This window comes from Streptomyces eurocidicus, from assembly GCF_002891295.1.
GTDB classification, from domain to species: domain Bacteria; phylum Actinomycetota; class Actinomycetes; order Streptomycetales; family Streptomycetaceae; genus Streptomyces; species Streptomyces eurocidicus.
The window spans coordinates 64,535-88,360 of the sequence record NZ_LGUI01000011.1 but is presented as its reverse complement, the minus strand read 5'-3'; the positions used below and the strand labels follow the sequence as shown (position 1 = coordinate 88,360).

26 protein-coding genes are annotated in these 23,826 nt (G+C 72.3%); 10 read left to right on the top strand and 16 right to left on the bottom strand.

Translation table 11 applies throughout. The features are described 5' to 3' along the window. Nucleotides 1-576: an ATP-binding protein gene (locus tag AF335_RS28275; protein WP_102921283.1), complete on the bottom strand. Its 576-nt coding sequence runs from the start codon at nucleotides 574-576 to the stop codon at nucleotides 1-3. Between the two features lie 271 nt (nucleotides 577-847). Between AF335_RS28275 and AF335_RS28270 the strand changes: the two genes are divergently transcribed. Both AF335_RS28270 and AF335_RS28265 read left to right on the top strand, forming a co-directional pair. Next, on the top strand, nucleotides 848-1,726 hold the full coding sequence (locus tag AF335_RS28270) for a helix-turn-helix domain-containing protein (RefSeq protein ID WP_102921282.1): 879 nt from the start codon (nucleotides 848-850) through the stop codon (nucleotides 1,724-1,726). 8 nt (nucleotides 1,727-1,734) lie between these two features. Further along, on the top strand, nucleotides 1,735-1,944 hold the full coding sequence (locus AF335_RS28265) for a DUF397 domain-containing protein (protein ID WP_102921281.1): 210 nt from the start codon (nucleotides 1,735-1,737) through the stop codon (nucleotides 1,942-1,944). Here the strand turns inward: AF335_RS28265 and AF335_RS28260 are convergent. Both AF335_RS28260 and AF335_RS28255 read right to left on the bottom strand, forming a co-directional pair. Further along, the gene (locus AF335_RS28260; protein WP_102921280.1) at nucleotides 1,916-2,887 is read right to left on the bottom strand and encodes a GNAT family N-acetyltransferase; all 972 of its coding nucleotides are present in this window, start codon (nucleotides 2,885-2,887) and stop codon (nucleotides 1,916-1,918) included. The genes AF335_RS28265 and AF335_RS28260 overlap by 29 nt on opposite strands. Before the next feature lie 42 nt (nucleotides 2,888-2,929). Beyond that, a complete protein-coding gene (locus AF335_RS28255) occupies nucleotides 2,930-3,367 on the bottom strand; it encodes a hypothetical protein (protein ID WP_102921279.1) in 438 nt (145 codons plus the stop codon). Nucleotides 3,368-3,476: 109 nt separating this feature from the next. On the opposite strand from AF335_RS28255, the gene AF335_RS28250 reads away from it, so the two are divergent. Next, complete coding sequence (locus AF335_RS28250; RefSeq protein ID WP_102921465.1) at nucleotides 3,477-3,689, top strand: type II toxin-antitoxin system HicB family antitoxin; 213 nt, start codon at nucleotides 3,477-3,479, stop codon at nucleotides 3,687-3,689. Nucleotides 3,690-3,829: 140 nt separating this feature from the next. On the opposite strand, the gene AF335_RS28245 is transcribed toward AF335_RS28250, so the two are convergent. Continuing rightward, on the bottom strand, nucleotides 3,830-5,149 hold the full coding sequence (locus AF335_RS28245; RefSeq protein ID WP_102921278.1) for an MFS transporter: 1,320 nt from the start codon (nucleotides 5,147-5,149) through the stop codon (nucleotides 3,830-3,832). 62 nt (nucleotides 5,150-5,211) lie between these two features. On the opposite strand from AF335_RS28245, the gene AF335_RS28240 reads away from it, so the two are divergent. Beyond that, nucleotides 5,212-6,222 (top strand): LysR family transcriptional regulator, encoded by a 1,011-nt coding sequence (locus AF335_RS28240; RefSeq protein ID WP_102921277.1) that lies wholly within the window; start codon nucleotides 5,212-5,214, stop codon nucleotides 6,220-6,222. Between the two features lie 250 nt (nucleotides 6,223-6,472). Here AF335_RS28240 and AF335_RS28235 read toward each other — a convergent pair whose 3' ends face one another. Next, complete coding sequence (locus tag AF335_RS28235; RefSeq protein ID WP_184743394.1) at nucleotides 6,473-7,153, bottom strand: alpha/beta hydrolase; 681 nt, start codon at nucleotides 7,151-7,153, stop codon at nucleotides 6,473-6,475. 319 nt (nucleotides 7,154-7,472) lie between these two features. On the opposite strand from AF335_RS28235, the gene AF335_RS28230 reads away from it, so the two are divergent. Both AF335_RS28230 and AF335_RS28225 read left to right on the top strand, forming a co-directional pair. Beyond that, nucleotides 7,473-8,609 (top strand): adenosine deaminase, encoded by a 1,137-nt coding sequence (locus tag AF335_RS28230; protein ID WP_102921276.1) that lies wholly within the window; start codon nucleotides 7,473-7,475, stop codon nucleotides 8,607-8,609. A 165-nt stretch (nucleotides 8,610-8,774) separates the two neighbouring features. Further along, on the top strand, nucleotides 8,775-9,146 hold the full coding sequence (locus tag AF335_RS28225) for an ATP-binding protein (RefSeq protein WP_102921275.1): 372 nt from the start codon (nucleotides 8,775-8,777) through the stop codon (nucleotides 9,144-9,146). Nucleotides 9,147-9,234: 88 nt separating this feature from the next. Here the strand turns inward: AF335_RS28225 and AF335_RS28220 are convergent, their stop codons facing one another. Next, nucleotides 9,235-9,447: a PspC domain-containing protein gene (locus AF335_RS28220; protein ID WP_102921274.1), complete on the bottom strand. Its 213-nt coding sequence runs from the start codon at nucleotides 9,445-9,447 to the stop codon at nucleotides 9,235-9,237. Between the two features lie 108 nt (nucleotides 9,448-9,555). Further along, nucleotides 9,556-10,110: a VanZ family protein gene (locus AF335_RS28215; RefSeq protein WP_102921273.1), complete on the bottom strand. Its 555-nt coding sequence runs from the start codon at nucleotides 10,108-10,110 to the stop codon at nucleotides 9,556-9,558. Between AF335_RS28215 and AF335_RS36320 the strand changes: the two genes are divergently transcribed. Then, on the top strand, nucleotides 10,099-10,230 hold the full coding sequence (locus tag AF335_RS36320) for a hypothetical protein (protein ID WP_260421979.1): 132 nt from the start codon (nucleotides 10,099-10,101) through the stop codon (nucleotides 10,228-10,230). The genes AF335_RS28215 and AF335_RS36320 overlap by 12 nt on opposite strands. On the opposite strand, the gene AF335_RS28210 is transcribed toward AF335_RS36320, so the two are convergent. The 3 genes from AF335_RS28210 to afsQ1 all read right to left on the bottom strand — a co-directional run bounded on the left by AF335_RS28210 (nucleotide 10,223) and on the right by afsQ1 (nucleotide 13,138). Then, nucleotides 10,223-10,867 (bottom strand): hypothetical protein, encoded by a 645-nt coding sequence (locus AF335_RS28210; protein ID WP_102921272.1) that lies wholly within the window; start codon nucleotides 10,865-10,867, stop codon nucleotides 10,223-10,225. The genes AF335_RS36320 and AF335_RS28210 overlap by 8 nt on opposite strands. Next, nucleotides 10,864-12,342 carry a sensor histidine kinase gene (locus tag AF335_RS28205; RefSeq protein ID WP_228772912.1) on the bottom strand — a complete coding sequence of 493 codons (1,479 nt, stop codon included), beginning with the start codon at nucleotides 12,340-12,342 and terminating at the stop codon, nucleotides 10,864-10,866. Before AF335_RS28205 ends, AF335_RS28210 begins: the two co-directional genes overlap by 4 nt. A 118-nt stretch (nucleotides 12,343-12,460) precedes the next feature. After that, nucleotides 12,461-13,138 (bottom strand): two-component system response regulator AfsQ1, encoded by a 678-nt coding sequence (afsQ1, locus tag AF335_RS28200; protein ID WP_184743397.1) that lies wholly within the window; start codon nucleotides 13,136-13,138, stop codon nucleotides 12,461-12,463. Between the two features lie 196 nt (nucleotides 13,139-13,334). On the opposite strand from afsQ1, the gene AF335_RS28195 reads away from it, so the two are divergent. Continuing rightward, a complete protein-coding gene (locus AF335_RS28195; RefSeq protein WP_102921270.1) occupies nucleotides 13,335-14,114 on the top strand; it encodes a SigE family RNA polymerase sigma factor in 780 nt (259 codons plus the stop codon). A gap of 228 nt (nucleotides 14,115-14,342) precedes the next feature. Here the strand turns inward: AF335_RS28195 and AF335_RS28190 are convergent, their stop codons facing one another. Beyond that, nucleotides 14,343-14,999 (bottom strand): uridine kinase family protein, encoded by a 657-nt coding sequence (locus AF335_RS28190; RefSeq protein WP_102921269.1) that lies wholly within the window; start codon nucleotides 14,997-14,999, stop codon nucleotides 14,343-14,345. A gap of 96 nt (nucleotides 15,000-15,095) precedes the next feature. On the opposite strand from AF335_RS28190, the gene AF335_RS35235 reads away from it, so the two are divergent. Continuing rightward, nucleotides 15,096-15,770, top strand: coding sequence for a hypothetical protein (locus AF335_RS35235; protein ID WP_184743400.1), 675 nt, complete (start codon nucleotides 15,096-15,098; stop codon nucleotides 15,768-15,770). A gap of 377 nt (nucleotides 15,771-16,147) precedes the next feature. Here the strand turns inward: AF335_RS35235 and AF335_RS28175 are convergent, their stop codons facing one another. Genes AF335_RS28175 through deoC form a run of 3 tightly spaced genes read right to left on the bottom strand, consistent with a single transcriptional unit; the run spans nucleotide 16,148 to nucleotide 19,441 of the window. Beyond that, complete coding sequence (locus tag AF335_RS28175) at nucleotides 16,148-17,032, bottom strand: aldehyde dehydrogenase family protein (RefSeq protein ID WP_102921267.1); 885 nt, start codon at nucleotides 17,030-17,032, stop codon at nucleotides 16,148-16,150. After that, a complete protein-coding gene (locus AF335_RS28170; RefSeq protein WP_102921266.1) occupies nucleotides 17,025-18,455 on the bottom strand; it encodes an aldehyde dehydrogenase family protein in 1,431 nt (476 codons plus the stop codon). The genes AF335_RS28175 and AF335_RS28170 overlap by 8 nt, the downstream gene beginning before the upstream one ends. Before the next feature lie 2 nt (nucleotides 18,456-18,457). Beyond that, the gene (deoC, locus tag AF335_RS28165; RefSeq protein WP_102921265.1) at nucleotides 18,458-19,441 is read right to left on the bottom strand and encodes a deoxyribose-phosphate aldolase; all 984 of its coding nucleotides are present in this window, start codon (nucleotides 19,439-19,441) and stop codon (nucleotides 18,458-18,460) included. An 849-nt stretch (nucleotides 19,442-20,290) separates the two neighbouring features. Here deoC and AF335_RS28160 point away from each other — a divergent pair. Continuing rightward, nucleotides 20,291-20,923, top strand: a complete 633-nt coding sequence (locus AF335_RS28160; RefSeq protein ID WP_102921264.1) for a PH domain-containing protein — start codon at nucleotides 20,291-20,293, stop codon at nucleotides 20,921-20,923. Nucleotides 20,924-20,993: 70 nt separating this feature from the next. On the opposite strand, the gene AF335_RS28155 is transcribed toward AF335_RS28160, so the two are convergent. Both AF335_RS28155 and AF335_RS28150 read right to left on the bottom strand, forming a co-directional pair. Beyond that, the gene (locus AF335_RS28155) at nucleotides 20,994-22,661 is read right to left on the bottom strand and encodes a phospho-sugar mutase (RefSeq protein WP_102921263.1); all 1,668 of its coding nucleotides are present in this window, start codon (nucleotides 22,659-22,661) and stop codon (nucleotides 20,994-20,996) included. A gap of 337 nt (nucleotides 22,662-22,998) precedes the next feature. After that, complete coding sequence (locus AF335_RS28150) at nucleotides 22,999-23,814, bottom strand: purine-nucleoside phosphorylase (RefSeq protein ID WP_102921262.1); 816 nt, start codon at nucleotides 23,812-23,814, stop codon at nucleotides 22,999-23,001. Nucleotides 23,815-23,826 lie beyond the last annotated feature (12 nt).

Genomic DNA, 23,826 nt, shown 5'->3' with positions numbered 1-23,826 from the left:
TCACGGCGCCACCGCCGGCAGAGTGTGCACGCTGCGGAAGTGCCTGCGCACGGCGATGGTCGCGTCCATGATCCGTTCCTGATCGCCGCCGGCTCGGGCCTCCCGGTGGGCGGTTGCCAGCGTGTCGCAGTCCCCGCAGCCGACGGGCGACGTTCGGGGTGTCCGGCCCAGCTCGAACCAGGTCGCCTTCCCGGGCCCGGGCCCGTGGGCACAGACGCCCCACGCGTCGGCGTCGTTCTCGATCAGCATCAGCCCCCGACCGGACTCATCCTCGGGTGACACCTTTTCCCGGCATACGGGCAGCCCGGCCGCCCCGTCGTGCACGAGTACGCGCAGTTGTCCCGTGTCCGTCCACTCCGCGAAGAGGGCGACCGGGATGTCGCAGTCCTTTGCCCCGCAGGCGTTGACCGCGTTGGTGACCGCCTCCGAGGTGAGCGCGACGGCGGTATCGGTGAGGTCGGTTCGCCGGGATGCGAGCAGCAACGTACGGACGATTTCGCGGGCCGCGCGCACCCAGGCGGGATGTGGTGGGAAGACGAGGGAGCAGTCCGGGGTGGGGTGTGGATGGGTGCGCATGGCGTCTCCTGGGTGAGGTGCTGCCGGGTGTGCCGGGCCCATGGCATGTGGGAGGGTGGGCGCGGTGGCCTTGCCCGGGCCAACTCGCGTTGGTTCGGGTGCGCTTCCGCGTTGCTCCATGCCGGATGAGGTGCTTCGACGGTAGGGAAACCTTTTTCGCTCAGCAAGGGTTGCCCTGGATGTTGCCCCTTGTGGGTGACGTGCGGCTGCATAAGTGGCCTCTCCCGCCCTGGCGTCGGCAGACTGCCACCAGCAGTCGAGGAGGTCACGGATGGCACCCAGGAAACAACCCAGCGAGCGGCAGCGCAGGCTCGGCGCGGAGCTGCGGAAGCTCCGTACGCGCTCGGGGATTTCGGGTGATCAGGCGGCGGCGATACTGGACGCCGACCGAGCCCGTATCAGCAACATCGAAGCGGGTCGACTCGATGTGTCACGGAACCGGCTGTACATGGTGCTGCGCGAGTACGACTGCCCGCCGGGCGCTTACTTCGACGGACTCATGGAGCTGGCCCAGGATTCAGGTAAGGGCTGGTGGGACGAGTACAGGGAGACCCAGGGGCGCCGGGCTCTCGATCTGGTGGAACTGGAGTTCCGGGCCACCAGGGTCCGTGCACACGAGCCGTCGGTCATTCCCGGGCTGCTGCAGACGGAGGGCTACGCGCGCGGTGTCATCTCCAGCGTCGAAGACGATCACCGGAACCTGGATCGCTGGGTGCGTTTCAGAATGGAGCGGCAGCGTGTGCTGGCCGAGCTGGAGACGTACCACGCCGTCATCCATGAGTCGGCCTTGCGTATGAGGGTCGGCGATATGGGCACGATGAGGAAGCAACTCCTGAAGCTCATCGAGATTTGCCGAATGCCTCACGTCACGGTGCAGATTTTCCCTTTCGATATGGGGCCGTACCCGTCCCACACCCGTTCGTTCGTCCTCTTCAGTGGCACAACCCCCGAGCTGGACACTCTCTACCGGGAGCACCCGACCAGCGCGGACTTCATCGGGGATGGCGATCGCATCACCGAATACGCCAGTATGTTTGAGCGACTTGCTTCCCTGGCCCTTGCACCTATCGACCCGGCAGCTGCTCCCGAGGCGCAGGGAGCAGGGGACTCGTTGAGTTTGCTTCAGCATGTCCTGTATGAACTGCGATAGGTAGCCAGATGTCTCAACTTGGTTGGCGTAAGTCCTCATTCAGTACGGGAGCGGAAAACGACTGCGTCGAGATCGCCGCCGCCCCCGGCGGCCTCATACGCCTCCGCGAGAGCGACGACCCCGCCCAGATCATCACCACCGACCCCGTCGCCCTCGCCGGCCTCCTCAGAACCATCAAAGCCGACCGGCTCACGCCCCCAGTGGCCCCGCGTACGTAACAAGCGTCCGCTCGCTCACGAAGCCCAGACCCTCGTAGATCCCGAGCGCGCCCGTCGGATTCGCCGTGTCCACCACGAGCTCGGCACGGTCGTAACCCTGCTCGCGCGCGGCCCGCAAGGTGTGGGCCAGCAGGGCGCGCGCCGCGCCCTTGCCCCGGTGTGCGCGTCGCGTACCCAGGTGGGCCACGGTGCAGGTCCGAACCCCCGTGGCAGCGGTGTCCGCGGCGTACTCGTCGGCCAGGAGGTACGCGGCCACATGGTCGCCGGCGTCGAGGAGGACGGCGGAGACGTCCGCGCGGAACGACCGGGAGCCCGTGTTCCAGGTGCGCCAGTCGGCCTCGTCGGCCTCGGCGAAGTCCCAGTGGTCGAGGAACGCCTCGTTGTGGGCGAGACGGACGGCCTCGTCGTGCTCCCAGGCGAAGGGCGCGAGTCGCAGACCGGCCGGAGCGGTGGCTTCCGGCAGGGGTGCGGCGGTGCGCAGGTCGCGTGACATGGTGAACCAGTACCGGCAGGGGGCGAAGCCCGCCCGCTCGGCCAGCGCGGCCAGGCCGGTGTTGGTGGAGACTCCGCCGAGGTGCAGCTCGCCGGGCGCCTCGGGGGCACGCTCCGCGTGGCGGGCCCGGGCCCGGGTGCGCATCCAGTCGACGATCTCCGTGCCGAGCCCGCGGCGGCGGTACGCGGGGTCGACGGCGCCGTCGGTGTCGAAGCGCAGCACGCCGCGCACGGTTTCCGGCTCGTACACCAGGGCGTACGCCACCAGCCGGGTGCCCTGCCAGGCGCCGAGCGTGTCGCGGGCGAGGTCCAGCTTGGGGTCGGTGAACTCCTCACGGATATCGGCCAGGTCGTAGTGGATGCCTGTGCGGTCGGTGCGCTCGACCTCTTCCCGGAGGGCGGCCAGGGCGGGTATGTCCGCGGTTTCGAGCGGTCGAAATGCGATATCCATGGACCGAAGGGTACATAGCGCACCGGCGGGAGGCGGGGGAATTTACGCCTGGGCGGGGCGGTCGCCGGACCCGCACCGGTCGGTGGCCGGGCCCGCCCGCCCGTGGGCCGGCTCCGCCGCGCGCAGGAAATCCGTCAGATCGCTGATCGTGAGGCCGCAGTACGCGGCGCGGTGCGCGGCCATCAGCAGCAGATGGGCGACGGTCTGCTGGTTCGATTCCTCGTCCACCCACTCGCGGGGCTTCTCGATGCCCGCGTCGTTGAGCAGGACTCCGTGGGTTCGGGCGACCTCGGCCACGACGTCCGCGATGGCGTGGAACAGCGTCGGTGCTTCCCGGGTGCCGGTGATGCCCTTGTAGAGCTCCCAGGTCTTGCATGAGAACGTGAAGCCGGCGGGTGGGTCGGCCGCCAGTGAGGCGAAGTGCGCGGCGTCTTTCGCGGGCCAGTTGTCATGGATCAGTGTCACCGTGTGCTCAGCCATGAGCCGATGCTTCCACCGATGGTCTGACCATTGGATGTGTTCGATACCCGATGGGGTGAACGATGCGAGGACAGCCGTGCTTGCGGCCGTGGCCTGGCAGAATCCGGGCGTGACCCGACAGGTTCGCCTTACCTCCACCGTCACGCATGAGGGCGGCCGCTACGTGGCCCGATGTGTTCAGGTCGAGGTGGCCAGTCAGGGCAGGACGATCAGGGAAGCGCTGGACCAACTGCGCGAGGCGCTGGAGCTGTACTTCGAGGATGAGCGGCCGCCCGGCGGCGATGAGGCACCCGCCGGACCCGTCGAGGTCCGGGACGCATGAGCCCCGCCGTTCGACACGGGCGCGCCGAACGGGCGACAGCGAAGGGCCCGCCCCACCAGGACAGGTGGTGGGGCGGGCCCTTCGGGTTCATGGGGCCTGGTTCATAGGGGCCTGGCGAGGGCCTCGGGTCCGTAGAGGGCTCAGGCCCGTACGGAACCCGCCCGGACGGGCATCCGGCGGCGCTCCACGAGCGCCATCCGCGTCGCGTACAGCGTGATCGACGCGGCGCCGATCATCGCGGTCATGCCCAGGACCACCGCGCCGTCCCACCCGGCGTAGTGGTACGCGACCGCGCCGAGCGTGCCGCCGACCGAGCTGCCCAGGTAGTACGCCGTCTGGTACAGGGCCGACGCCTGGGCGCGGCCCGTCTTCGCGGCGCGGCTGACGGAGGACGAGGCCACCGCGTGGCCCGCGAAGAAGCCGGCCGTGATGAGGACGAGGCCCGCCAGAACGGCCGTCAGGGATTCCGTCAGCGTCAGCAGCAGGCCCGCCGTCGTCGTGCTCACCGCCAGGTACAGCGCGCCGCGCCGGCCGAGGCGGCCGACCAGCTTTCCGGCCGCCGCGGAGGAGGCCGTACCGACCAGGTAGATCAGGAAGATCGAGCCGACGACGCCCTGGGGGAGGGAGAAGGGGGCCTCGGCCAGCCGGTAGCCGATCACCGTGTAGACCGCGCCGAAGACGGTCATGAACAGCGCGCCGATCATGTACAGGCGGCGCAGCAGCGGGTCGGAGAGGTGGCCGGCGACCGTACGGGCCAGGTCGCGCGGGGAGACGGCCGTGGGGGTGAAGTGCCGGGCCCGGGGGATCAGGGCGCGGAAGGTCACCGCGCAGATCACGGCCAGGACGCCCACCGCGGCGAGTCCGGCGCGCCAGCCCCATGCCTGGGCCACCCAGCCGGCCAGGATGCGTCCGATCATGCCGCCGAGGCTGTTGCCCGCGACGAACAGGCCGATCGCGCCGACCAGCGCCTTCGCCCGGACCTCCTCCGAGAGGTACGCCATCGCCGAAGCGGGCAGGCCCGCCAGCGCGGCACCCTGGACGGCGCGGAGCGCCACCAGCCAGCCCAGGCCGGGGGCCAGGGGCACGAGGAGCGCCACGAAGGCGGCGACACACAGGGACGCGGTCATCATCGTCCGGCGGCCGAAGCGCTCGGAGAGGGCGCTGAGGGGGACGACGGCGACGGCGAGGCCGCCCGTGGCGGCGGAGACCGTCCAGCTCGCCTGATCCGGCGTCACCCCGAGGTCGTCGGAGATCGCGGGGAGCAGGGCCTGCGTGGAGTAGAGCAGGGCGAAGGTGGCGACACCCGCCGCGAAGAGCGCGAAGCTCGTACGGCGGTAGCCGGGCCCGCCGGGCACCAGCTTGTTGTCATCGGCCGAGGAGGAAGGAGTGGTGAGGGACGACAGGGCAGAGGCACCCGAACGCATGGTGACGACGGATGCCCTGGTATCGGCAGGAGGCATGTCTCGACCGTATGCACGTACCGCTCATGCGTCCAATGCACAAAAACGCGATAATCGATCCCATGCAGCATGACCGCAGGCCAGGGGCGTCTCTGTCACCAAGTGGCAACGAAAGCGTGACTCGGAATTTTGACAAGTCGGTAACACCTGACACTCCCGACATCAAGGCGGATTCCTGGGCCGCCACGCTCACGCCGCGCCTGGCGCAGTTCGTCGCCGTGGCCCGGAACGAGCACGTCACCCGGGCCGCGCAGCAGTTGCAGATGCCGCAGTCGACGCTGAGCCGGTCGATGGTCCGGATCGAGAAGGACCTGGGGGTCGCGCTGTTCGCCCGGCACGGGCGCACGGTCTCGCTCACGGCGGCGGGGCGGGCGTTCCTGGCGTCGGTCGAGAAGGCGCTGGCGGACGTCGACCGCGCCGCCGAGTCCGTACAGGCGGACGCCGACCCGACCAGCGGCAAGGTCGCCTTCGGCTTCCTGCACACCCTCGGCTCCGAGACCGTACCCGAGCTGATCCGCGCCTTCCGGGCCGACCACCCGCGCGTACGGTTCCAGCTGGTGCAGGGGTACGGCGAGGCGATGCTGGAGCGGCTGCGGTACGGCGACCTCGACCTGTGCCTGACGTCGCCGCTGCCGGACGCCCCGGACCTCGCCGCCCGGCGGCTGGACGAGCAGAAGCTCCGCCTGGTCGTCCCCGAGGACCACCCGCTGGCCGCGCGCAAGCGGGTCCGGCTCGCGGAGGCGGCGACGGAGCTCTTCGTGACCCTGGAGCCGGGCTACGGCCTGCGCCGCATCACGGACGCGCTCTGCGCGGAGGCGGGCTTCACGCCGAAGGTGGCCTTCGAGGGCGAGGACCCGGAGACGCTGCGCGGCCTGGTCGCGGCGGGGCTCGGCGTCGGCCTGCTGCCGCCGCCGGCGGTGGCCCGGCCGGGGGTGGTGGAGCTGACGGTCACGGCGCCGCGGGCGTTCCGTGAGATCGGGGTGGCGTGGCTGGACGGGCATCCGGACACGCCGCCGGTGGCGGCGTTCAAGCGGTTCCTGCTGTCGCGGCGGGGGCAGTTGCTGCCGCGCTAGCCCGTGCCGCGCTAGCCCGTGCCGCGCTAGCCCGTGCCGCGCTAGCCCGTGCCGCGCTAGCCCGTGCCGCGCTAGCCCGTGCCGCGCTAGCCCGTGCCGGGCGGGCTTTTCCCCTACCCGCCCCTTCCCTCCCCCAGCTACCGCTGGGGGTGCCCCCGGACGGGCTGATTTCAGCCCGTCCGGCGTTTGAGGACATTCGGGAAGGGACGGGGAGGGGAAAAAGCCCGCCGCCCCCGCCCCGCACGCGTCCTCAATACCCCAACGACGCCCCGAAGCCGGAGGCGAGCGGCATGCGCAGCCCCAGTGGTGGCGGTGCCGCCAGGGCGTCCGTCAGGGGGCGGGCGTAGGGGTGGCCGAAGAGGGAGCCGCGGACGAAGTCGACTGCCAGGGCGAGGACTTCGGGGCGGTGCTGGCGCAGGCTGTGGCCGTCCGAGTGGACTTCGAAGCGGCAGACGTCGCGGTTGATCTTCTTCGCGTGTGCGGCGAGGCGGAAGGAGAGGTCCGGGTCCGTGCGCTCGTCGTTCGTGCCGTGGACCAGGAGCACCCGGCGGCCCGCGAGTTGACGTACCGGCTCCGTTTCCGTGGCGGGGCCCCGCGCGGGCAGCCAGGGCGACAGCGCCAGTACGGACGTGACCGCCGGGTGGCCCGCCGCGTGGAGGGCGGCGCGGCCGCCCATGCCCGTGCCGATCAGGCAGACGGGCACGTCGCCGTAGCGGCGCAGGACCTCGTCGGCGGCCCACTCCGCGTCCCGCACCGGATCGGCCGCGGTGCCGTTCCAGCCCCGGCGGCGGTAGCGCACGACATGGACGGCCAGCCCCTCCGGGCCGGCCGCGCGGGCCAGCCGGCGGGCCAACGGCCGCTGGCCCAGGGCCGCGAGGGCCGACGGCCGGCGGGTGCCGGCCGGGCGTCCGCCCGGCAGCAGGAGGGCCACGCCGTGCACCGAGCGGTCGGCTCCGAACGCCTTCCCCAGGCTCGCCCGCCCATGGTCGGCCGCGCCCGCCGGGTCTCCTCCCGGAGCGCTAGCCGGGCCGCCCGGCGCACCCTCCGCCCCACTCCCCGGACCGTTGCCCGCTCCACTCCCCGGACCGTCGCCCGGCCCGCTTCCCGGCCCGCCGGGGTCCCGCTGCGGCATCGCTTGCTGAGACATGGCAGAAACGATGGCAGAACGCCGCGCGGTGTCCACCCCGCCGATGGGTCACCGTTCCGTATCGTTCGCCGATATCTACGCGCGTAGGCGCTAGAGTGCCGAAATGACGAGCGAGACCACCTCTCAACCCACCCCCGAGCAGATCCGTCGCGCGCCCAAGGTGCTGCTGCACGACCACCTCGACGGCGGACTGCGTCCGGGCACGATCGTCGACCTGGCCCGCGAGACGGGCTACGCCGATCTGCCCGAGACCGACCCCGACAAGCTGGGCGTCTGGTTCCGTGAGGCCGCCGACTCCGGCTCGCTGGAGCGTTACCTGGAGACCTTCGCCCACACCTGCGCCGTGATGCAGACGCGTGAGGCGCTCTTCCGGGTGGCCGCCGAGTGTGCCGAGGACCTGGCCGAGGACGGTGTCGTCTACGCCGAGGTGCGCTACGCCCCCGAGCAGCACCTGGAGGGCGGGCTCAGCCTCGAAGAGGTCGTCGAGGCCGTGAACGCGGGCTTCCGCGAGGGTGAGCGCCGGGCCAGGGAGAACGGGCACCGCATCCGCGTCGGCGCGCTGCTCACCGCCATGCGGCACGCGGCCCGCGCGCTGGAGATCGCCGAACTCGCCAACCGCTACCGCGACTCCGGCGTGGCCGGTTTCGACATCGCGGGCGCCGAGGCGGGCTTCCCTCCCACCCGCCACCTCGACGCCTTCGAATACCTCAAGCGCGAGAACAACCACTTCACCATCCACGCGGGCGAGGCGTTCGGCCTGCCGTCGATCTGGCAGGCGCTCCAGTGGTGCGGCGCCGACCGGCTCGGTCACGGTGTGCGGATCACCGATGACATCGAGATCGCCGAGGACGGCACCGTCAAGCTCGGCCGGCTCGCCTCGTACGTCCGGGACAAGCGCATCCCGCTGGAGCTGTGCCCGACGTCCAACCTCCAGACCGGGGCCGCCACCTCCTACGCGGAGCACCCCATCCACCTGCTGCGCAAGCTGCATTTCCGGGCGACGGTAAATACCGATAATCGTCTGATGAGCGGCACCAGCATGAGTGTGGAATTCGAGCATCTGGTGAAGACCTTCGGATACACGCTGGACGACATGCAGTGGTTCACCGTCAACGCGATGAAGTCCGCGTTCATCCCATTCGATGAACGTCTCGCGATGATCAATGACGTGGTGAAGCCGGGCTACGCCGAGCTCAAGTCGGAATGGCTGTTCCGGCAGACCGTGACGGAAACCGCCTGACCAGCGCTTCTCTTTGCCGTCGCAACGGACGGTGAATCCACGGGGAATACCGTGACAACGGCCGGGACTTCAGGTCCCGGCCGTGTCATTCATTGCGGCTCCCCGGAACTCGTGACTAGGTTGCAGTGCCGCTCAACACATCCCCGTCGCGAGGACAGAATTCTGATGAAGCAGGGAACCATCAAGACCCTCGGTGTCGCCGCGCTCGGTGTCGCCCTCTCCGCCGTGGCGGCGGGCAGCGCGTCGGCGGCCGCCCCCGCGGGCCCGGTCGAGTCGGTCACCACCACCACCGCGACCACGATGAGCGGGCTGCCCATCCAGCAGGCCGCCAAGATGGCCCCGGCGGGCGGCCCCGTGATCGCCGCCGCGGACCGGGCGATCCAGTCCGGCATCCTGAAGTCCCCGTCCCAGGCCGTCGACAAGGCCGTGGCCCCCAGTCTGCCCGCCCCCATGGACGCCAAGGGGAACGGCGGACTGCTCGGCGGCCTGCCCCTCGGCATGCTGCCCTCGAACCTCACCCTGCCCGGCTCGAACTAGAGCCCCCTGCCGTACGCGACGGCGGGCCGCGCACCCCACTGCCGGGGTGCGCGGCCCGCCGCGTTCGCCCTCCGGGGAGGGCCGGGGGTCACCAGGACTGCGCCGACGCGCCCTGGGCCTTCTCGTTCGGCAGCAGCAGCCACAGCGCCAGGTACAGCAGGAACTGCGGGCCGGGCAGCAGGCACGACACCAGGAAGATGACCCGCATCGTGGTGCGGGACGTCCCGTAGCGCTGGGCGAGACCCGCGCAGACTCCGGCGATCATCCTGTGGTTGCGAGGCCGGACCAGCGGAGCGGACATGGGGACGACCCTTCGTTCGTGGGGCCGGCGACCACCCTCGGCGGCGCCGTACGGGAGCGTTTCCCGATGACTCCACGCTACGTTCGCGGACCGGGGCGAAGCCTCGCTCTAGGGGGCGATCCGGACCCTGGGGATCGTCGGGGTCAGACCCTGAGGAACCTCCTCCGGAAGGCGGGCCGCCGGTCGCCCTCCGTCACCCCTGCGACGGAGCCGGGCCCGTACCGCCGGCACCACCGCCAGATGTGTGAGCGCCACGCCCGTCACGTCCAGCAGCAGCGCGTCCACGTCCAGGACCTGGCCGAGCACCCCGCTCTGCACGACCTGGAGCCCCAGCGAGATCATCGCGGCGGTGAACACCGTCCGGGTCAGCGAGCCCAGCGAGGAGGCCGCGACCCGCCCTCTCGCCCACGGCAGCAGCACCCCCAGCGGAGCCAGCGGCAGCACCCCGGAACCGATCGCCCGCGCCGCCTGCCAGGGGCCGAGCGCCAGATCCGCGCGGAGGGTGGCGAGCGGTTCCAGATGCGCGGCGGTCACCCAGGGCGCCGTCAGCGGGCGCAGGGCCAGCCAGCCGACGGCCAGGAGATGGGCGACGAGCAGCACGCACCCCGCGACGCGGTAGCGGTATCGGAGGGCGGGCGTACCGCCGTAACCATGACCCTGCACGTCCCCGAGGACGCGGTGCGCCGGTCGCGCGGTTCCGCCCACCTGGAGCGGGGAGCGGCGACGGCGCGGGCGACGGAGCGTGACGGCGGTCAGGAAGACGTGACGCGCCCCGTCAGGTGACGGGGCCGCCCGGGATCTCCGCCGTGTCCGGGTGCGTACGCATACTCTCCGTACACGCGTACCCCTTCGGCCGTTCCTCGGCCGGGCCGCCCAGGATCACCGTCCCCCGGCCGTCGGCCGCCGCCGTGCTCGCGTACGTGCACACCAGCTGGGCCAGCGCGACCTGCGGCAGCTCGTCCGGCTCCCGGCCCAGCCGCAGGGTGCCCGCCGGGTCGCCCGACCGGGGCCCGCCCACCGTCAGGCGCTGCGGCACGGCCGTGGTCAGCCCGGCCTCGGCCTCGCGCGCGGAGGGCGCCCGGCGCAGCTCGTCGAGGAGGGCGCGGGCCACCACCACGGTGTCGCCCGGCTTGTCCGGCAGCGACACCTGGCGGGTCACGGGCACCAGCTGCGAGGAGCACACCAGCTGTACGGTCACGGTGGCCAGCCCGGCCGGCAGGCTCCGGTCGGGCTGCGCCACGCACGAGGCCCGGGAGGGGGCGCCGCCCGCGTCCACGGGCACGGCGGTGCCGCGGATGCCGCAGCCGGACAGCGCGGGGAAGGCGCCGAGCAGCGCCAGCGCCACGGCGGCCGTCCGGACGCGCCGGACCCCGGCCGCACGGCGCGTACCGGGCGCGCCCCTCCTGGCAGTCGTCCTCACTCCCCGCTCCCCTTCGTCCGGTCCCGCTCGCCGTCGGTCAGCTCCGACACGTCCCTGGGCAGCGTCAGCGTGAAGACCGCGCCGCCGTCCGGGGAGTTGGCGGCCATGATCTCGCCGCCGTGGATATGGGCGTTCTCCAGGGCGATGGACAGGCCGAGGCCGCTGCCCTCGGAGCGCGGCCGGGAGGCGCTCGCCTTGTAGAAGCGGTCGAAGACGTGCGGCAGGACGTCCTCGGGGATGCCGGGGCCGTGGTCGCGCACGTCGATCCGCAGCGAGTCGCCCACCAGCCGCACCGAGACCCGCACGGGCGAGCCGCCGTGCTTGAGGGCGTTGCCGATGAGGTTGGCGAGGATGACGTCCAGGCGGCGGGGGTCGAGCCGGGCCACGATGCCCCGCTCGGCGTCCAGCTCGACCGCGTCCAGCCAGGCGCGCGCGTCGATGCAGGCCGTGACCTGGTCGGCGACGTCCACGTCGTCGAGGACCAGCCGGGCCGTGCCCGCGTCGAAGCGGGTGACCTCCATCAGGTTCTCCACCAGGTCGTTCAGCCTGCGGGTCTCGCTCACGACCAGCTGCACCGCGGGCGCGATCATCGGGTCGAGGTTGTCCGCCTCGTCCTCCAGCACCTCGGTCACCGCGGTGATCGCCGTGAGCGGCGTCCGCAGCTCGTGCGACATGTCCGCGACGAACCGGCGGCTCGACGCCTCCCGGGCGCTGAGCTCCTCGACCCGCTTCTGCAGCGACTCGGCCGTCCTGTTGAACGTGCGCGAGAGGTCGGCCAGCTCGTCCGTGCCCGACACCTGGAGCCGGGTGTCCAGCTTCCCCTCGCCGAGCCGCCGCGCCGCCTCCCCGAGCCGCTGCACGGGCCGCAGCACCGTGGACGCGGCCGCCTGGGCCAGCAGCGCGGAGCCGATCAGCGCGAGGGCGGTGGCGATCCCCAGCGACCAGGCCAGCGAATTGAGGTCGGCCCGCTCGTTCTCCAGGGACTTCAGCAGATAGCCGGTCGGCCCACCGCCGATCACCTTCGCGCCGCCCACCAGATACGGCTTGCCGCCGAGCGTGATGCGCTGCCAGTACAGGTGGTAGGCGTAGCGGTTCGAGTCGTCGACCCGCCGCTCGCGGTTCACCGCGGCCTGGAGCGACTCCGGGACGACCTTCAGCGTGAACAGGTCACGGTCGGACGGGGCCGCGCAGTCGGTCCGGCCGGCCGTGCTGATCAGCAGCACCTCGTACTTCTGCGAGGTGGCGGCCATCCGGTCGGCGGCGGCCTGGAGCTCCTGGCAGGTCGGGTTCTGCGGCAGGGAACCGGTGTTGTCCTGGAGCGACTTGTGGAAGTCGTCGAGCGCCGCGTCCTGGGTACGGGTGAGCACCGCGTCACGGTTGAGCCAGTACGCGATGGCGGACGCGGAGACCGCGGCGGCGAGCGCGACCAGCGCGAAGACGAGCATCAGCCGCAGCCGCAGGCTGATCCACCGCATGCTGAGCTTCAGCACGTTCCTGGCCGGGGGGCGCTCGCGTTCACGGGCGGGGCCGGGCGTGGTGCCGGGCTCTTCTGTCACGGTGCGCTCTCTGTGCTGTTGTGGCGGGCGGGGGCGATCACTGCGGGGCGTCCAGGCGGTAGCCGACGCCGCGGACGGTACGGATCAGGGTCGGCGACGAGGGGACGTCCTCGACCTTGGCGCGCAGCCGCTGCACACAGGCGTCCACCAGACGCGAGTCGCCCAGGTAGTCGTGCTCCCAGACCAGCCGCAGCAGCTGCTGGCGCGACAGCGCCTGGCCCGGCCGCCGGCTGAGCTCCAGCAGCAGCCGCAGCTCGGTCGGGGTCAGCTGGAGGTCCTCGCCGTTCTTGGTGACCGTCATGGCGGACCGGTCGATGACCAGCGAGCCGAACGACGCCGAGTCGCTGGACTCCCGCTCGCCGCGGCGCAGCACCGCGCGGATCCGCGCGTCCAGCACCCGGCCCTGCACCGGCTTGACGACATAGTCGTCCGCGCCGGACTCCAGGCCCACGACGACGTCGATGTCGTCGTTGCGCGCGGTGAGCAGGATGATCGGCAACTGGTCCGTGCGGCGGATCCGCCGGCACACCTCGAAACCGTCGATACCGGGCAGCATCACATCCAGCACGATCAGGTCCGGCCGCTGCTCGCGCAGCAGCTTCAGACCGTCCTCGCCCGTCGCCGCGGTCACCACTCGGTGACCCTGGCGGGACAGGGAGAACTCCAGGGCCGTACGGATGGCGTCGTCGTCCTCGATCAGCAACAGGAAAGGCACGGTGGCCATTCTGGACTACGACCGGCGGGTGGTTCGACCGAAGAGCCCCGTGACGGGGGTCCCCGGGCTTGTTGCAGGGCTGTGACAGTCGGCGGACAGCGCGATGAAACTGGCCCGGCAGGCTTTGGTTCACCGGGCGGCACCAGGCCCGGGAACGCAAACGGACCGAGCTGGCTCCACCGACGGGGGGCGCGAGATGAACACACTGCACAGCACCACGACCAGCGCAGTCATTCGCACGCGCCTGCACGACGCCGGACGGGGCCCCGAGAAGTCCGGTGCCGTGGGCGGGCGGGGGTGCGCCCGCGGCACCGGACGTGTACGCCCGCCCTACATGGTGGCGATCGACGCGATCACGTACGGGCAGGCCGCGGGGGCCTCCGGGGTCTCCGAGGACAAGGGCGCGGCCCTGTCCGGCGGCACCGCCAAGGCCGGGAAGACGGACCGGGCGGACGCCGAAGCGGCCTTCACCGCCTACGTCCAGGAGCGCCGGGCCTCCCTGTACGCGACCGCGTACCACCTGACGGGCGACCGGCACGAGGCGGAGGACCTGCTCCAGAGCGCGCTGTTCTCCACGTACCGCGCCTGGGATCGCATCAGCGACAAGGCCGCGGTCGGCGGCTACCTGCGCCGCACGATGACCAATCTGCACATCAGCGCCTGGCGCCGGCGCAAGCTCAACGAGTACCCGACCGAGGAGCTGCCGGAGACGGTGGGCGAGACGGACGCGATGCGCGGCACCGAGCTGCGCGCCGTGCTCTGGCAGGCCCTCGCCCGGCTGCCCGAGCTCCAGCGCACGATGCTCGTCCTCCGCTACTACGAGGGCCGTACGGACCCGGAGATCGCGGAGATCCTGGACATCAGCGTCGGAACGGTCAAGAGCAGCATCTGGCGCTCGCTGCGCCGGCTGCGGGACGACGAGGTCATCGGCTCCGGCCGGGGGGTCGCGGAGTCCTTCGGCGAGCTGGTGGCCTGAGCGGCGGGAGCCGCCGCGCGGGGCCATGGAGGCCATAGGGGGGCCTGGGGGCGCTCGGGGGGAGCGCATGGGGGCCCAGGGGGGAACGGGAGCGGGTCGGTAGCGGGCTGGGGGGCCCGGGTACCGGCCCGCTCTCGCGTGTCGGGGCCTTTCTCGGGTGCCGGATTCCGGGTGCCGGACCCTTCTCGGGTGTCAGACCCTTTCTCGGACGTCAGCCCTTCTTGGGTGTCAGACCCTTACGCCCTCGCGGCGGCCCGCCGCCGCGGCGGCTATCCGGCCCATCGCGGCCTCCTTGCCGCAGGCGTGCGCGCCGAGGGCCGTATGACGGGCCACGATGCCGCGCTCGGCACGCATCAGCCGCAGGCCGCGGCGGAGCAGGTACGGGACGGGCTTGCGGGCCTCGCGCATGTCGCGCACCAGCCGACGCCGGAAGGTGGTGGCCGGCCGGCCGCGCAGGCACAGCGCGTCGGCGAGCACCCCCAGATCGCGGCAGCGGTCGATGATGTCCGCGGCGAAGATCCCCTCGGCGATGAACAGCGGGGTGCGGCCGATGTCCAGCGCCCGCTCGCCCGTCCGCGAGCTGGTCGAGATGTCGTACACCGGCACGCCCGTACGGGACGTACGGCACAGCTCGTCGATCGCGCGGACGGCCGCCTCCGCGTCCCACGACAGGGGTGAGTCCCAGTCGGCGCCCGAGCCGTCGGCGAGGAGCGGGAGCGTGGGATCCGCGCCCTCCTTGTAGAAGTCGTCGAGGTTGAGGACGGGCAGCCCGGTGCGGGCCGCGAGGGACGACTTTCCGGAACCGGACGGGCCGGTCAGCAGGATGACGCGCGCGGGGGTCAAGTGGGGAGTCACGGGACACCAGTGTGAGGCATTGGGCCGCATGGGGGATCCCCCCGGGTCGCGGGGTGTGCGTGGAGTCACGGTTCGACTACGGTGCGTTGTCGTTCGTACCGGTCACTCACTACCCGGCAGGTGCCCATGGCCTCGCACGCACGACACGCTCGCCGCTCCGCCCCCGGACGTCCGGCCGCGCTCTCGCGCGGCCTGGTACGCGCCGGGCTGACCGTCTCCGCCGGGGCGGCGTTCGTCGCGGGCGGCGCGGGGGCCGCGAGCGCCGCCGCCATGCCGGTCCAGCCGCCCCGGGCGGTCCTCGGGAACACGGACGTGGGGGCGGGGCTGCGCGGGGCCGACATCGGGCTGCAGAAGGGGGCGGAGGGCGTCTTCAACACGATGCGTCAGCTCCAGGCCAACCCGTTCGCGGAGACCAGCGCGGATCCGCTGGACAACTCGGTGAACACACAGGTCGCGGACTTCAAGCCGGTCAGTACGGCGCCGCTGATGGAGCCGCTGACGACTCGGGGCGGTCTGATCCAGAACCTGGCGTCGGTGGGGCCGCTGGCGCAGCTGTCGAAGGATGTGGTGCAGCCGCCGGCGCCGGCGCCGGGACCGGGGGCTGCGCCTGCGCATGGGGCCGGGGCGGCGAAGAAGACGCCTCCGCCGCCGCTGGTGCCTGTGGCTGCTCCTGCGAAGTCCGCTCCGGCGAAGTCCGCTCCTGCGAAGGGTGCGGCTGAGGCCGGGCCGTTGGGGCTGCCGCTCGGGGGGTTGCCGGGGCCGCTGTCGAGCCTGGCGGCTCCGCCGCAGGCGGGGCGGTGACGGGGGGTGCCGCTGCGCGGGGCTTTTTCCCCAGCCCCGCCCCTTCCCGGAACCGGGGGCAAGCCCCCGGGCCCCCGGTTCCGCGCTGACGCGCGGTGTCCTCAAACGCCGGACGGGCTGAGTTGTTGCCCGGAACCGGGCTGGGAGGTTGTTGCCTGGGAACCGGGCCGAAAGCCGAGCTCGGACAGGGCGAAAATCCAGCCCGGCCGGCGATTGAGGCCACCGCGCGTCAGCGCGGAACGGGGCCCGGGGCGGAAGCCCCGGTTACGGGAAGGGGCGGGGTGGGGAAAGACCCGCCGGACGCGCCAACGCCGGGCGAGCCGCAAAGGCCCGCCCGGCGTTCGCGCGTCCGGGGCGGAGCCCCGGGAAACGGACGGTCAGTACGACGAGCCGCCCGCGCCCAGCGACCCCGTCGGGTGCCAAACCGTCCGCGTCTCCAGGAACGCGGTCATCCGCTCCGTACCCGGCGTCACGGCCCAGTCCACACCCTGCGGGCGCAGCACCCGCTTGAGGTTGTCCGCCGCCGCGATCTCCAGCTCCTTGGCGAAGTCGGCCTCCGCCCCCGCCAGGTCGATCGCGTTGACGTCCTGGTGCGAGGCCAGGGTCGGGGCGATCTCCGCCGTACGGCCCGACAGGACGTTCACCACGCCGCCCGGGACGTCGGACGTGGCGAGCACCTCGCCCAGCGACAGGGCGGGCAGCGGGGCCTTCTCCGAGGCCACCACGACCACCGTGTTGCCCGTGGCGATCGCCGGGGCGATCACCGAGACCAGGCCGAGGAACGACGACTCCTGCGGCGCGAGCACGGCGACGACGCCGGTCGGCTCCGTGCTGGAGACGTTGAAGAACGGGCCCGCGACCGGGTTGGTGGAGCCGGTGATCTGGCCGATCTTGTCGGTCCAGCCCGCGTACCAGACCCAGCGGTCGATCGCGGCGTCCACCTGCGCGGCCGCCTTCGACTTGGACAGGCCCTCCGCGTCGGCGACCTCCGCGACGAACTGGTCGCGGCGGCCCTCCAGCATCTCGGCGACGCGGTAGAGCACCTGGCCGCGGTTGTACGCGGTCGCGCCCGACCAGCCGCCGACGGCCTTACGGGCCGCGACGACCGCGTCCCGGGCGTCCTTGCGGGAGGACTGCGGGGCGTTGGCCAGCCAGTTGCCCTTGGAGTCGGTCACCTCGTACACCCGCCCGCTCTCGGACCGGGGGAACTTGCCCCCGACGAACAGCTTGTAGGTCTTGAAGACACTGAGCCGATCAGACATCGAGGTACGCCTCCAGGCCGTGGCGACCGCCCTCGCGGCCGAAACCCGACTCCTTGAAGCCGCCGAACGGCGAGGTCGGGTCGAACTTGTTGAACGTGTTGGCCCAGACGACGCCCGCGCGCAGCTTGCTCGCGACGGCCAGCATCCGCGAGCCCTTCTCCGTCCAGATGCCGGCGGAGAGGCCGTACTGCGAGTTGTTCGCCTTGGCGACCGCCTCGGCGGGGGTGCGGAAGCTCAGCACCGACAGCACCGGGCCGAAGATCTCCTCGCGGGCGATCCGGTGGGCCTGGGTGACATTGGTGAACAGCGTCGGCGCGAACCAGTAGCCCGCTTCGGGCAGCTCGCACGCCGGGGCCCAGCGCTCCGCGCCCTCGGCCTCGCCGCTGTCGGCCAGCTCGGTGATCCGGGCCAGCTGCTCGGCGGAGTTGATCGCGCCGATGTCGGTGTTCTTGTCCAGCGGGTCGCCCAGGCGCAGCGTCGACAGCCGACGCTTGAGGGAGTCCAGCAGCTCGTCCTGGATCGACTCCTGGACCAGCAGGCGGGAGCCCGCGCAGCAGACCTGGCCCTGGTTGAAGAAGATGCCCTGGACGATGCCCTCGACGGCCTGGTCGATCGGCGCGTCGTCGAAGACGATGTTGGCGCCCTTGCCGCCCAGCTCCAGCGTGAGCTTCTTGTCCGAGCCCGCGACCGTACGGGCGATGGCCTTGCCGACCGCCGTGGAGCCGGTGAAGGCGACCTTGTTGACGCCCTCGTGCGCGACGAGCGCGGCGCCCGTGGTGCCGTCACCCGTGACGATGTTGACGACGCCCTTGGGCAGGCCCGCCTGGCGGCAGATGTCCGCGAAGAACAGCGCCGAGAGCGGGGTGGTCTCGGCCGGCTTCAGCACGACCGTGTTGCCCGTGGCCAGCGCCGGGGCGATCTTCCACGCCAGCATCAGGAGCGGGAAGTTCCAGGGGATGACCTGGCCCGCGACGCCCAGCGGACGGGGGTTCGCGCCATAGCCCGCGTGGTCGAGCTTGTCGGCCCAGCCCGCGTAGTAGAAGAAGTGCGCGGCGACCAGGGGGAGATCCGCGTCGCGGGTCTCCTTGATCGGCTTGCCGTTGTCCAGGGTCTCCAGGACGGCCAGCTCGCGCGAGCGCTCCTGGATGATCCGGGCGATCCGGAAGAGGTACTTGGCGCGCTCGGAGCCCGGCAGCGCGGACCACTTCTCGAACGCCTTGCGGGCCGCCTTCACGGCGCGGTCCACGTCCTCGGCGGAGCCGTGCGCGACCTCGGAGAGCACCTCCTCGGAGGAGGGGCTCACGGTCTTGAAGACCTTGCCGCCGGTGGCCTCGGTGAACTCGCCGTCGATGAACAGGCCGTAGGACGGCGCGATGTCGACGACCGAACGCGACTCGGGCGCGGGTGCGTAAGTGAAAGACATGATCAGTCCACCGTGACGTAGTCGGGACCGGAGTAGCGGCCGGTGCTCAGCTTCTGCCGCTGCATCAGCAGGTCGTTCAGGAGGCTGGAGGCGCCGAACCGGAACCAGTGGTTATCCAGCCACTCCTCGCCCACCGTCTCGTTGACCAGGACCAGGAACTTGATCGCGTCCTTGGTGGTGCGGATGCCGCCGGCCGGCTTCACGCCGACCTGGACGCCGGTGAGCGCGCGGAAGTCGCGCACGGCCTCCAGCATCAGCAGGGTGTTCGACGGCGTGGCGTTGACCGCCACCTTGCCCGTCGAGGTCTTGATGAAGTCGGCGCCCGCGAGCATCCCGATCCAGGAGGCGCGGCGGATGTTGTCGTACGTCGACAGCTCGCCGGTCTCGAAGATCACCTTCAGCCGGGCCTTGTCGCCGCACTCCGCCTTGACGGCACGGATCTCCTCGAACACGTCCATGTACCGGCCGGCCAGGAAGGCGCCGCGGTCAATGACCATGTCGATCTCGTCGGCCCCGGCCGCGATGGCGTCCCGGGTGTCCGCGAGCTTCACCGGCAGCGCGGCGCGGCCGGCGGGGAACGCGGTGGCGACGGACGCGACCTTCACGTCCGTGCCGGTCAGGGCCGCCTTCGCGGTGGCCACCATGTCGGGGTAGACGCAGACGGCGGCGGTGCGCGGCGACGTCCGGTCGGTCGGGTCGGGGTTGACGGCCTTCGCGGCGAGCGCCCGGACCTTGCCCGGGGTGTCCGCGCCCTCGAGCGTCGTCAGGTCGATCATCGAGATCGCCAGGTCGATGGCGTACGCCTTCGCCGTGGTCTTGATCGAGCGGGTGCCGAGGGACGCGGCGCGGGCTTCCAGCCCGACCGCGTCGACGCCCGGGAGGCCGTGCAGGAAGCGGCGCAGCGCACTGTCGGAGGCGGTCACGTCCGCCAGCTCCGTCAGCCGCCCCGCGGCGTCATTGCCGTGTGCGGGAACTGTGGTGGGCATGGTCACCAGATGAGCATATCTACGCGCGTAGCGCGTGCCAACCCCCCGTGCGGGGAGCTTTCTGGACGGGGGGCGGTGGGTGGGTTCGGGACCCACCCCCGCCCCGGGCCGGGCCCCCGGGCCGGGGGTCGGTGGGTCGGGCCCCGACCCTTGGGCTTGGGCTTTGCCCAGCCCCTTGGGCTGAGCCCCGACTCCGGGCTGGGCCCCGACTCCGGGCTGGGCCCTGGCCCCCGGGTTTGGCCCCGGGTCTGGCCCTTGCCCCCGGGTCTGGCTTTGCCCTCTGGGTCTGGTTCTGCCCCGGGGCCGATTTGGCTCCACCGTCCGGTCTCGACTCCACGGTCCGGTCCTGGCTCCACCATCCGGTCCCGACCCCGCGGTCGGGGCCCGACTCCGGGGGCCCGGCGGGGGCTCATCCGGGCCTGCCGTGAGTCTGGGGCGCCTGCCGGGGGGTGCCGACCCGTGTCGACCCGTGCCCATTGCCGATCCGGGGAGCTCGCCGACCAAGGAGGTCGCCGGCCCCGGCTCTGTCGGTAACCCGCTGGGCAGCTGCCGGCGGTGCCCGATGTCTGCTCGCGTCGGTCGCACCGCCCCGCAGATGGTGTGCGGCGGGAGGGGGCGGGGTGGGGTGGGCCCGGCAAGGGGCGTTGGGGCACCCCCAGCGGTAGCTGGGGGAGTGATTTGCGGCCTAACGGCGGGGCACTGTGCAATGCCGCAGCAACTGGGCCCGTAAATCATGCAGCCCCGGAGGGCCCACCCCACCCCGCCCCCGACCCACCACCCGCCCGCACCCCAGGCACGTGCACAGCACACCCACCCCGACCCACCACACCGTGCGGCACAATCGGCGGCATGACGAGCCCGGACGACTCTTCCGCCCCACGGTCCCCACAGGAACCGGACGCCTACGCCGAGCGGTGCTTCCGTTCGCCCTCCGGCATCGCCACCGGCGTGCTGCTCCTCGGCCTCGCCGCCTGGCTGGGCGGCGACGCCATCGTGCGCGGCTCCGGCCGTACGCCCTGGCTGGCGCTCGCCGGGCTCCTCTGCGCCGTGCCGCTGATCATCGCCTTCACCGTCCGGCCCGCCGTATGGGCAGGCGAGGACCGCCTCCTCGTCCGCAACCCCTTCCGCACCATCACCCTCCCCTGGAGCCGCGTCGACGGCGTACGCGCCGGCTACTCCAGCGAGGTGCTCGCCGACGGCGCCAAGTACCAGCTGTGGTCCATCCCCGTCTCCCTGCGCCAGCGGAAGACCGCCGCCCGCCGGCAGAACCAGGCCCTCGCCGAGGGACTGGCCACCACCGGCGCCGGCCAGAGCGTCAAGGCGCCCTCCGACCAGGTGATCGACGACCTCCGGGAGCTCGCCGAGCGGAACGCCAAGCGGGCCGGTGCGCAAGGTCCCGTCGCGATGCGGTGGGCCTACGAGGTGATCGCCCCCGCGGTCGTGGGGTTCGTCCTGCTGATGGTGCTGTTCGCGACCGGGTGAGAACCCGACGTGGCCCGGGCTGGATCTCCAGCCCGGGCCACGTCCGGTTTTCAAAAGCCGAGCCTCAGCGTCAGATGCCCGCCGCCCGCGACAGGTCCGACTTGATCGCCGCCAGGACCTCCGTCGCCCGCGCCCGCGCGTCCGCCAGCGCGATCGCCGACGCCACCGGCACCACGACCTCCAGATAGCACTTGATCTTCGGCTCGGTGCCGCTCGGACGGACGATCACGCGCGCCCCCGACACCTCGCCCGCCGCGTCGCCGGCCAGGTGGTACCGCAGGCCGTCCGTCGGCGGCAGCGCCTCGGAGCCCTTCGCCAGGTCCTCGGCCGAGGACACCTGGAGCCCCGCCAGCGCCGTCGGCGGCTGCTCGCGCAGCCGGCGCATCGCGTCCGAGATCAGCGACAGGTCCTGGACCCGCACCGAGAGCTGGTCCGTGGCGTGCAGGCCGTGCTCGACGGCCAGGTCGTCCAGCAGGTCCGTCAGCGTACGGCCGGACTCCTTGAGCTCCGCGGCCAGCTCGGCCACCAGCAGGGCGGCCGTGATGCCGTCCTTGTCGCGCACGCCCTCGGGGTCGACGCAGTAGCCCAGCGCCTCCTCGTACGCGTAGCGCAGGCCGTCCACCCGGGCCAGCCACTTGAAGCCCGTGAGGGTCTCCTCGTAGTCCGCGCCCGGCGCGGCCGCCGCGATGCGGGACAGCAGCGACGAGGACACGATCGTCGTCGCGAAGGCGCCCTGCGCCTTCTTGTGGACCAGGTGCGTCGCCAGCAGCGCGCCCACCTCGTCGCCGCGCAGCATGCGCCAGCCCTCGGCCGAGTCCGGGTCGGGGACCGCGACGGCGCAGCGGTCCGCGTCCGGGTCGTTGGCGATGACGATGTCCGGCGCGGCCTCGCGGGCCGTGGCGAACGCCAGGTCCATCGCGCCCGGCTCCTCCGGGTTCGGGAAGGCGACCGTCGGGAAGTCCGGGTCCGGCTCGGCCTGCTCGGCGACCACGGTCGGCGCCGGGAAGCCGGCCCGCTCGAAGGCGGCGGTGAGGACCGTGCGGCCGACGCCGTGCATGGGCGTGTAGACGACGCGGACGTCGCGGGCGGAGCCGTTGGTCAGGACGGCGTCCGTGCGCTCCAGGTACGCCTCCACGATCGTCTCGCGGAGGGTCTCCCAGCCGGCGCTCGGGCGGGGCACGTCGGCCAGGCTCTCGATCGCGGCGATCTCGGCGGCGATCTCCGCGTCGGCCGGGGGCACGATCTGCGAGCCGTCGCCGAGGTAGACCTTGTAGCCGTTGTCGCGCGGCGGGTTGTGGCTGGCGGTCACCTCGATGCCGGCGACCGCGCCGAGGTGGCGGATCGCGAAGGCGAGGACCGGGGTGGGCAGCGGCTTGGGCAGCAGCGCGGCCTTCAGGCCGGCGCCGACCATGACGGCCGCGGTGTCGAGGGCGAAGTCGGCGCTCTTGTGGCGGGCGTCGTAGCCGATGACGACCGTGCCGCCGGTGTGGCCCTGCTTCTTCAGGTACGCGGCGAGGCCGGCGGCGGCGCGGATGACGACGGTGCGGTTCATGCGCATGGGGCCGGCGCCGAGCTCGCCGCGGAGGCCGGCGGTGCCGAACTGGAGGGTGCCGCCGAAGCGGACGCTCAGCTCGGCGGTGTCCCCGGCGTCGATGAGCCGGGCGAGCTCGTCGCGGGTCTCGGGGTCGGGGTCCTCGGCGAGCCACGTCTTGGCCTGGGCGATGAGGTCTCGCTCCACGGGTTCTCCTCCGGAGGGCTGGTGCTTGGGTTCGGGGTACGGGTGCGGGCGGGCGGGTGGTGGGTCGGGGGCGGGGCGGGGTGGGCCCTACGGGGCTGCATGATTTACGGGCCCCGTTACCCGGCGTTGCAATCGTTGCCCGCCGTTCGGGCCCGCAAATCACTCCCCCATACTCCGTACGGGGGTGCCCCCAATGCCATCTTGTAGGGCCCCACCCGCCCCGCCCCCTCCCGCCGCATGCCGGCTTCCCGCCGTACGACCGCGGGCCGGAGCCGACGCGCTTGGTGGGTTGCGTGTCGGCTCCGGCCCGGTCCGCCGTGGCGGGGTGTGGGTCGGTTTACAGGCGGTCGAGGACCTGCGCCAGGAGCGCGCCCATCGCGGTCGCCGAGTCGCGGCCGGCCTGGAGGACCTCTTCGTGGTTGAGCGGCTCGCCCGTCATGCCGGCGGCCAGGTTCGTGACCAGGGAGATGCCCAGGACCTCGGCGCCCGCCTCGCGGGCGGCGATGGCCTCCAGCGTGGTGGACATGCCGACCAGGTCCGCGCCGAGGGTGCGGATCATCTTGATCTCGGCCGGGGTCTCGTAGTGCGGGCCGGGGAACTGGACGTACACGCCCTCTTCGAGGGTCGGGTCCACCTCCTGGCAGAGCGCGCGCAGGCGGGGGGAGTACAGGTCGGTGAGGTCGACGAAGTTGGCGCCGACGATCGGCGAGGTCGCCGTGAGGTTGATGTGGTCGCTGATCAGCACCGGCTGACCGGGGCGCATGCCCTCGCGGAGGCCGCCGCAGCCGTTGGTCAGGACGACGGTCTTGCAGCCGGCGGCGACGGCGGTGCGGATGCCGTGGACGACGGCGGCGACGCCGCGGCCCTCGTAGTAGTGCGTGCGGCCGAGGAAGACGAGCGCGCGCTTGTCGTTGACCTTGTACGAGCGAACCGTGCCCGCGTGGCCCGCGACGGCGGCGGCCGTGAAGCCGGGGAGCTCGGTGACGGGGAATTCGACCTCGGGGGCGCCGAGCGCCTCCGTCGCCGGGAGCCAGCCGCTGCCCATGACCAGGGCGACGTCGTGGGTCTCGGCGCCCGTCAGCTCGCGCAGACGGGTGGCGGCGGCGTCGGCCGCGGCGTACGGGTCGACCTGGGGGGTAACAGATGCGTTCACGCGGACGAGGGT

What these genes read in the sequence shown, in the direction of transcription:
- AF335_RS28170 (WP_102921266.1), bottom strand. Translation starts at nt 18,455, where the DNA reads ATGTCTTTCACTTACGCACCCGCGCCCGAGTCGCGTTCGGTCGTCGAC.
- AF335_RS35235 (WP_184743400.1), top strand. Translation starts at nt 15,096, where the DNA reads ATGGCCTCGCACGCACGACACGCTCGCCGCTCCGCCCCCGGACGTCCG.
- AF335_RS28260 (WP_102921280.1), bottom strand. Translation starts at nt 2,887, where the DNA reads ATGGATATCGCATTTCGACCGCTCGAAACCGCGGACATACCCGCCCTG.
- AF335_RS28230 (WP_102921276.1), top strand. Translation starts at nt 7,473, where the DNA reads ATGACGAGCGAGACCACCTCTCAACCCACCCCCGAGCAGATCCGTCGC.
- AF335_RS28275 (WP_102921283.1), bottom strand. Translation starts at nt 576, where the DNA reads ATGCGCACCCATCCACACCCCACCCCGGACTGCTCCCTCGTCTTCCCA.
- AF335_RS28220 (WP_102921274.1), bottom strand. Translation starts at nt 9,447, where the DNA reads ATGTCCGCTCCGCTGGTCCGGCCTCGCAACCACAGGATGATCGCCGGA.
- AF335_RS28195 (WP_102921270.1), top strand. Translation starts at nt 13,335, where the DNA reads ATGAACACACTGCACAGCACCACGACCAGCGCAGTCATTCGCACGCGC.
- AF335_RS28255 (WP_102921279.1), bottom strand. Translation starts at nt 3,367, where the DNA reads ATGGCTGAGCACACGGTGACACTGATCCATGACAACTGGCCCGCGAAA.
- AF335_RS36320 (WP_260421979.1), top strand. Translation starts at nt 10,099, where the DNA reads ATGACCCTGCACGTCCCCGAGGACGCGGTGCGCCGGTCGCGCGGTTCC.
- AF335_RS28240 (WP_102921277.1), top strand. Translation starts at nt 5,212, where the DNA reads ATGCAGCATGACCGCAGGCCAGGGGCGTCTCTGTCACCAAGTGGCAAC.
- AF335_RS28265 (WP_102921281.1), top strand. Translation starts at nt 1,735, where the DNA reads ATGTCTCAACTTGGTTGGCGTAAGTCCTCATTCAGTACGGGAGCGGAA.
- AF335_RS28270 (WP_102921282.1), top strand. Translation starts at nt 848, where the DNA reads ATGGCACCCAGGAAACAACCCAGCGAGCGGCAGCGCAGGCTCGGCGCG.
- AF335_RS28205 (WP_228772912.1), bottom strand. Translation starts at nt 12,342, where the DNA reads ATGCGGTGGATCAGCCTGCGGCTGCGGCTGATGCTCGTCTTCGCGCTG.
- AF335_RS28225 (WP_102921275.1), top strand. Translation starts at nt 8,775, where the DNA reads ATGAAGCAGGGAACCATCAAGACCCTCGGTGTCGCCGCGCTCGGTGTC.
- AF335_RS28160 (WP_102921264.1), top strand. Translation starts at nt 20,291, where the DNA reads ATGACGAGCCCGGACGACTCTTCCGCCCCACGGTCCCCACAGGAACCG.
- AF335_RS28175 (WP_102921267.1), bottom strand. Translation starts at nt 17,032, where the DNA reads ATGTCTGATCGGCTCAGTGTCTTCAAGACCTACAAGCTGTTCGTCGGG.
- AF335_RS28245 (WP_102921278.1), bottom strand. Translation starts at nt 5,149, where the DNA reads ATGCCTCCTGCCGATACCAGGGCATCCGTCGTCACCATGCGTTCGGGT.
- deoC (WP_102921265.1), bottom strand. Translation starts at nt 19,441, where the DNA reads ATGCCCACCACAGTTCCCGCACACGGCAATGACGCCGCGGGGCGGCTG.
- AF335_RS28190 (WP_102921269.1), bottom strand. Translation starts at nt 14,999, where the DNA reads ATGCGGCCCAATGCCTCACACTGGTGTCCCGTGACTCCCCACTTGACC.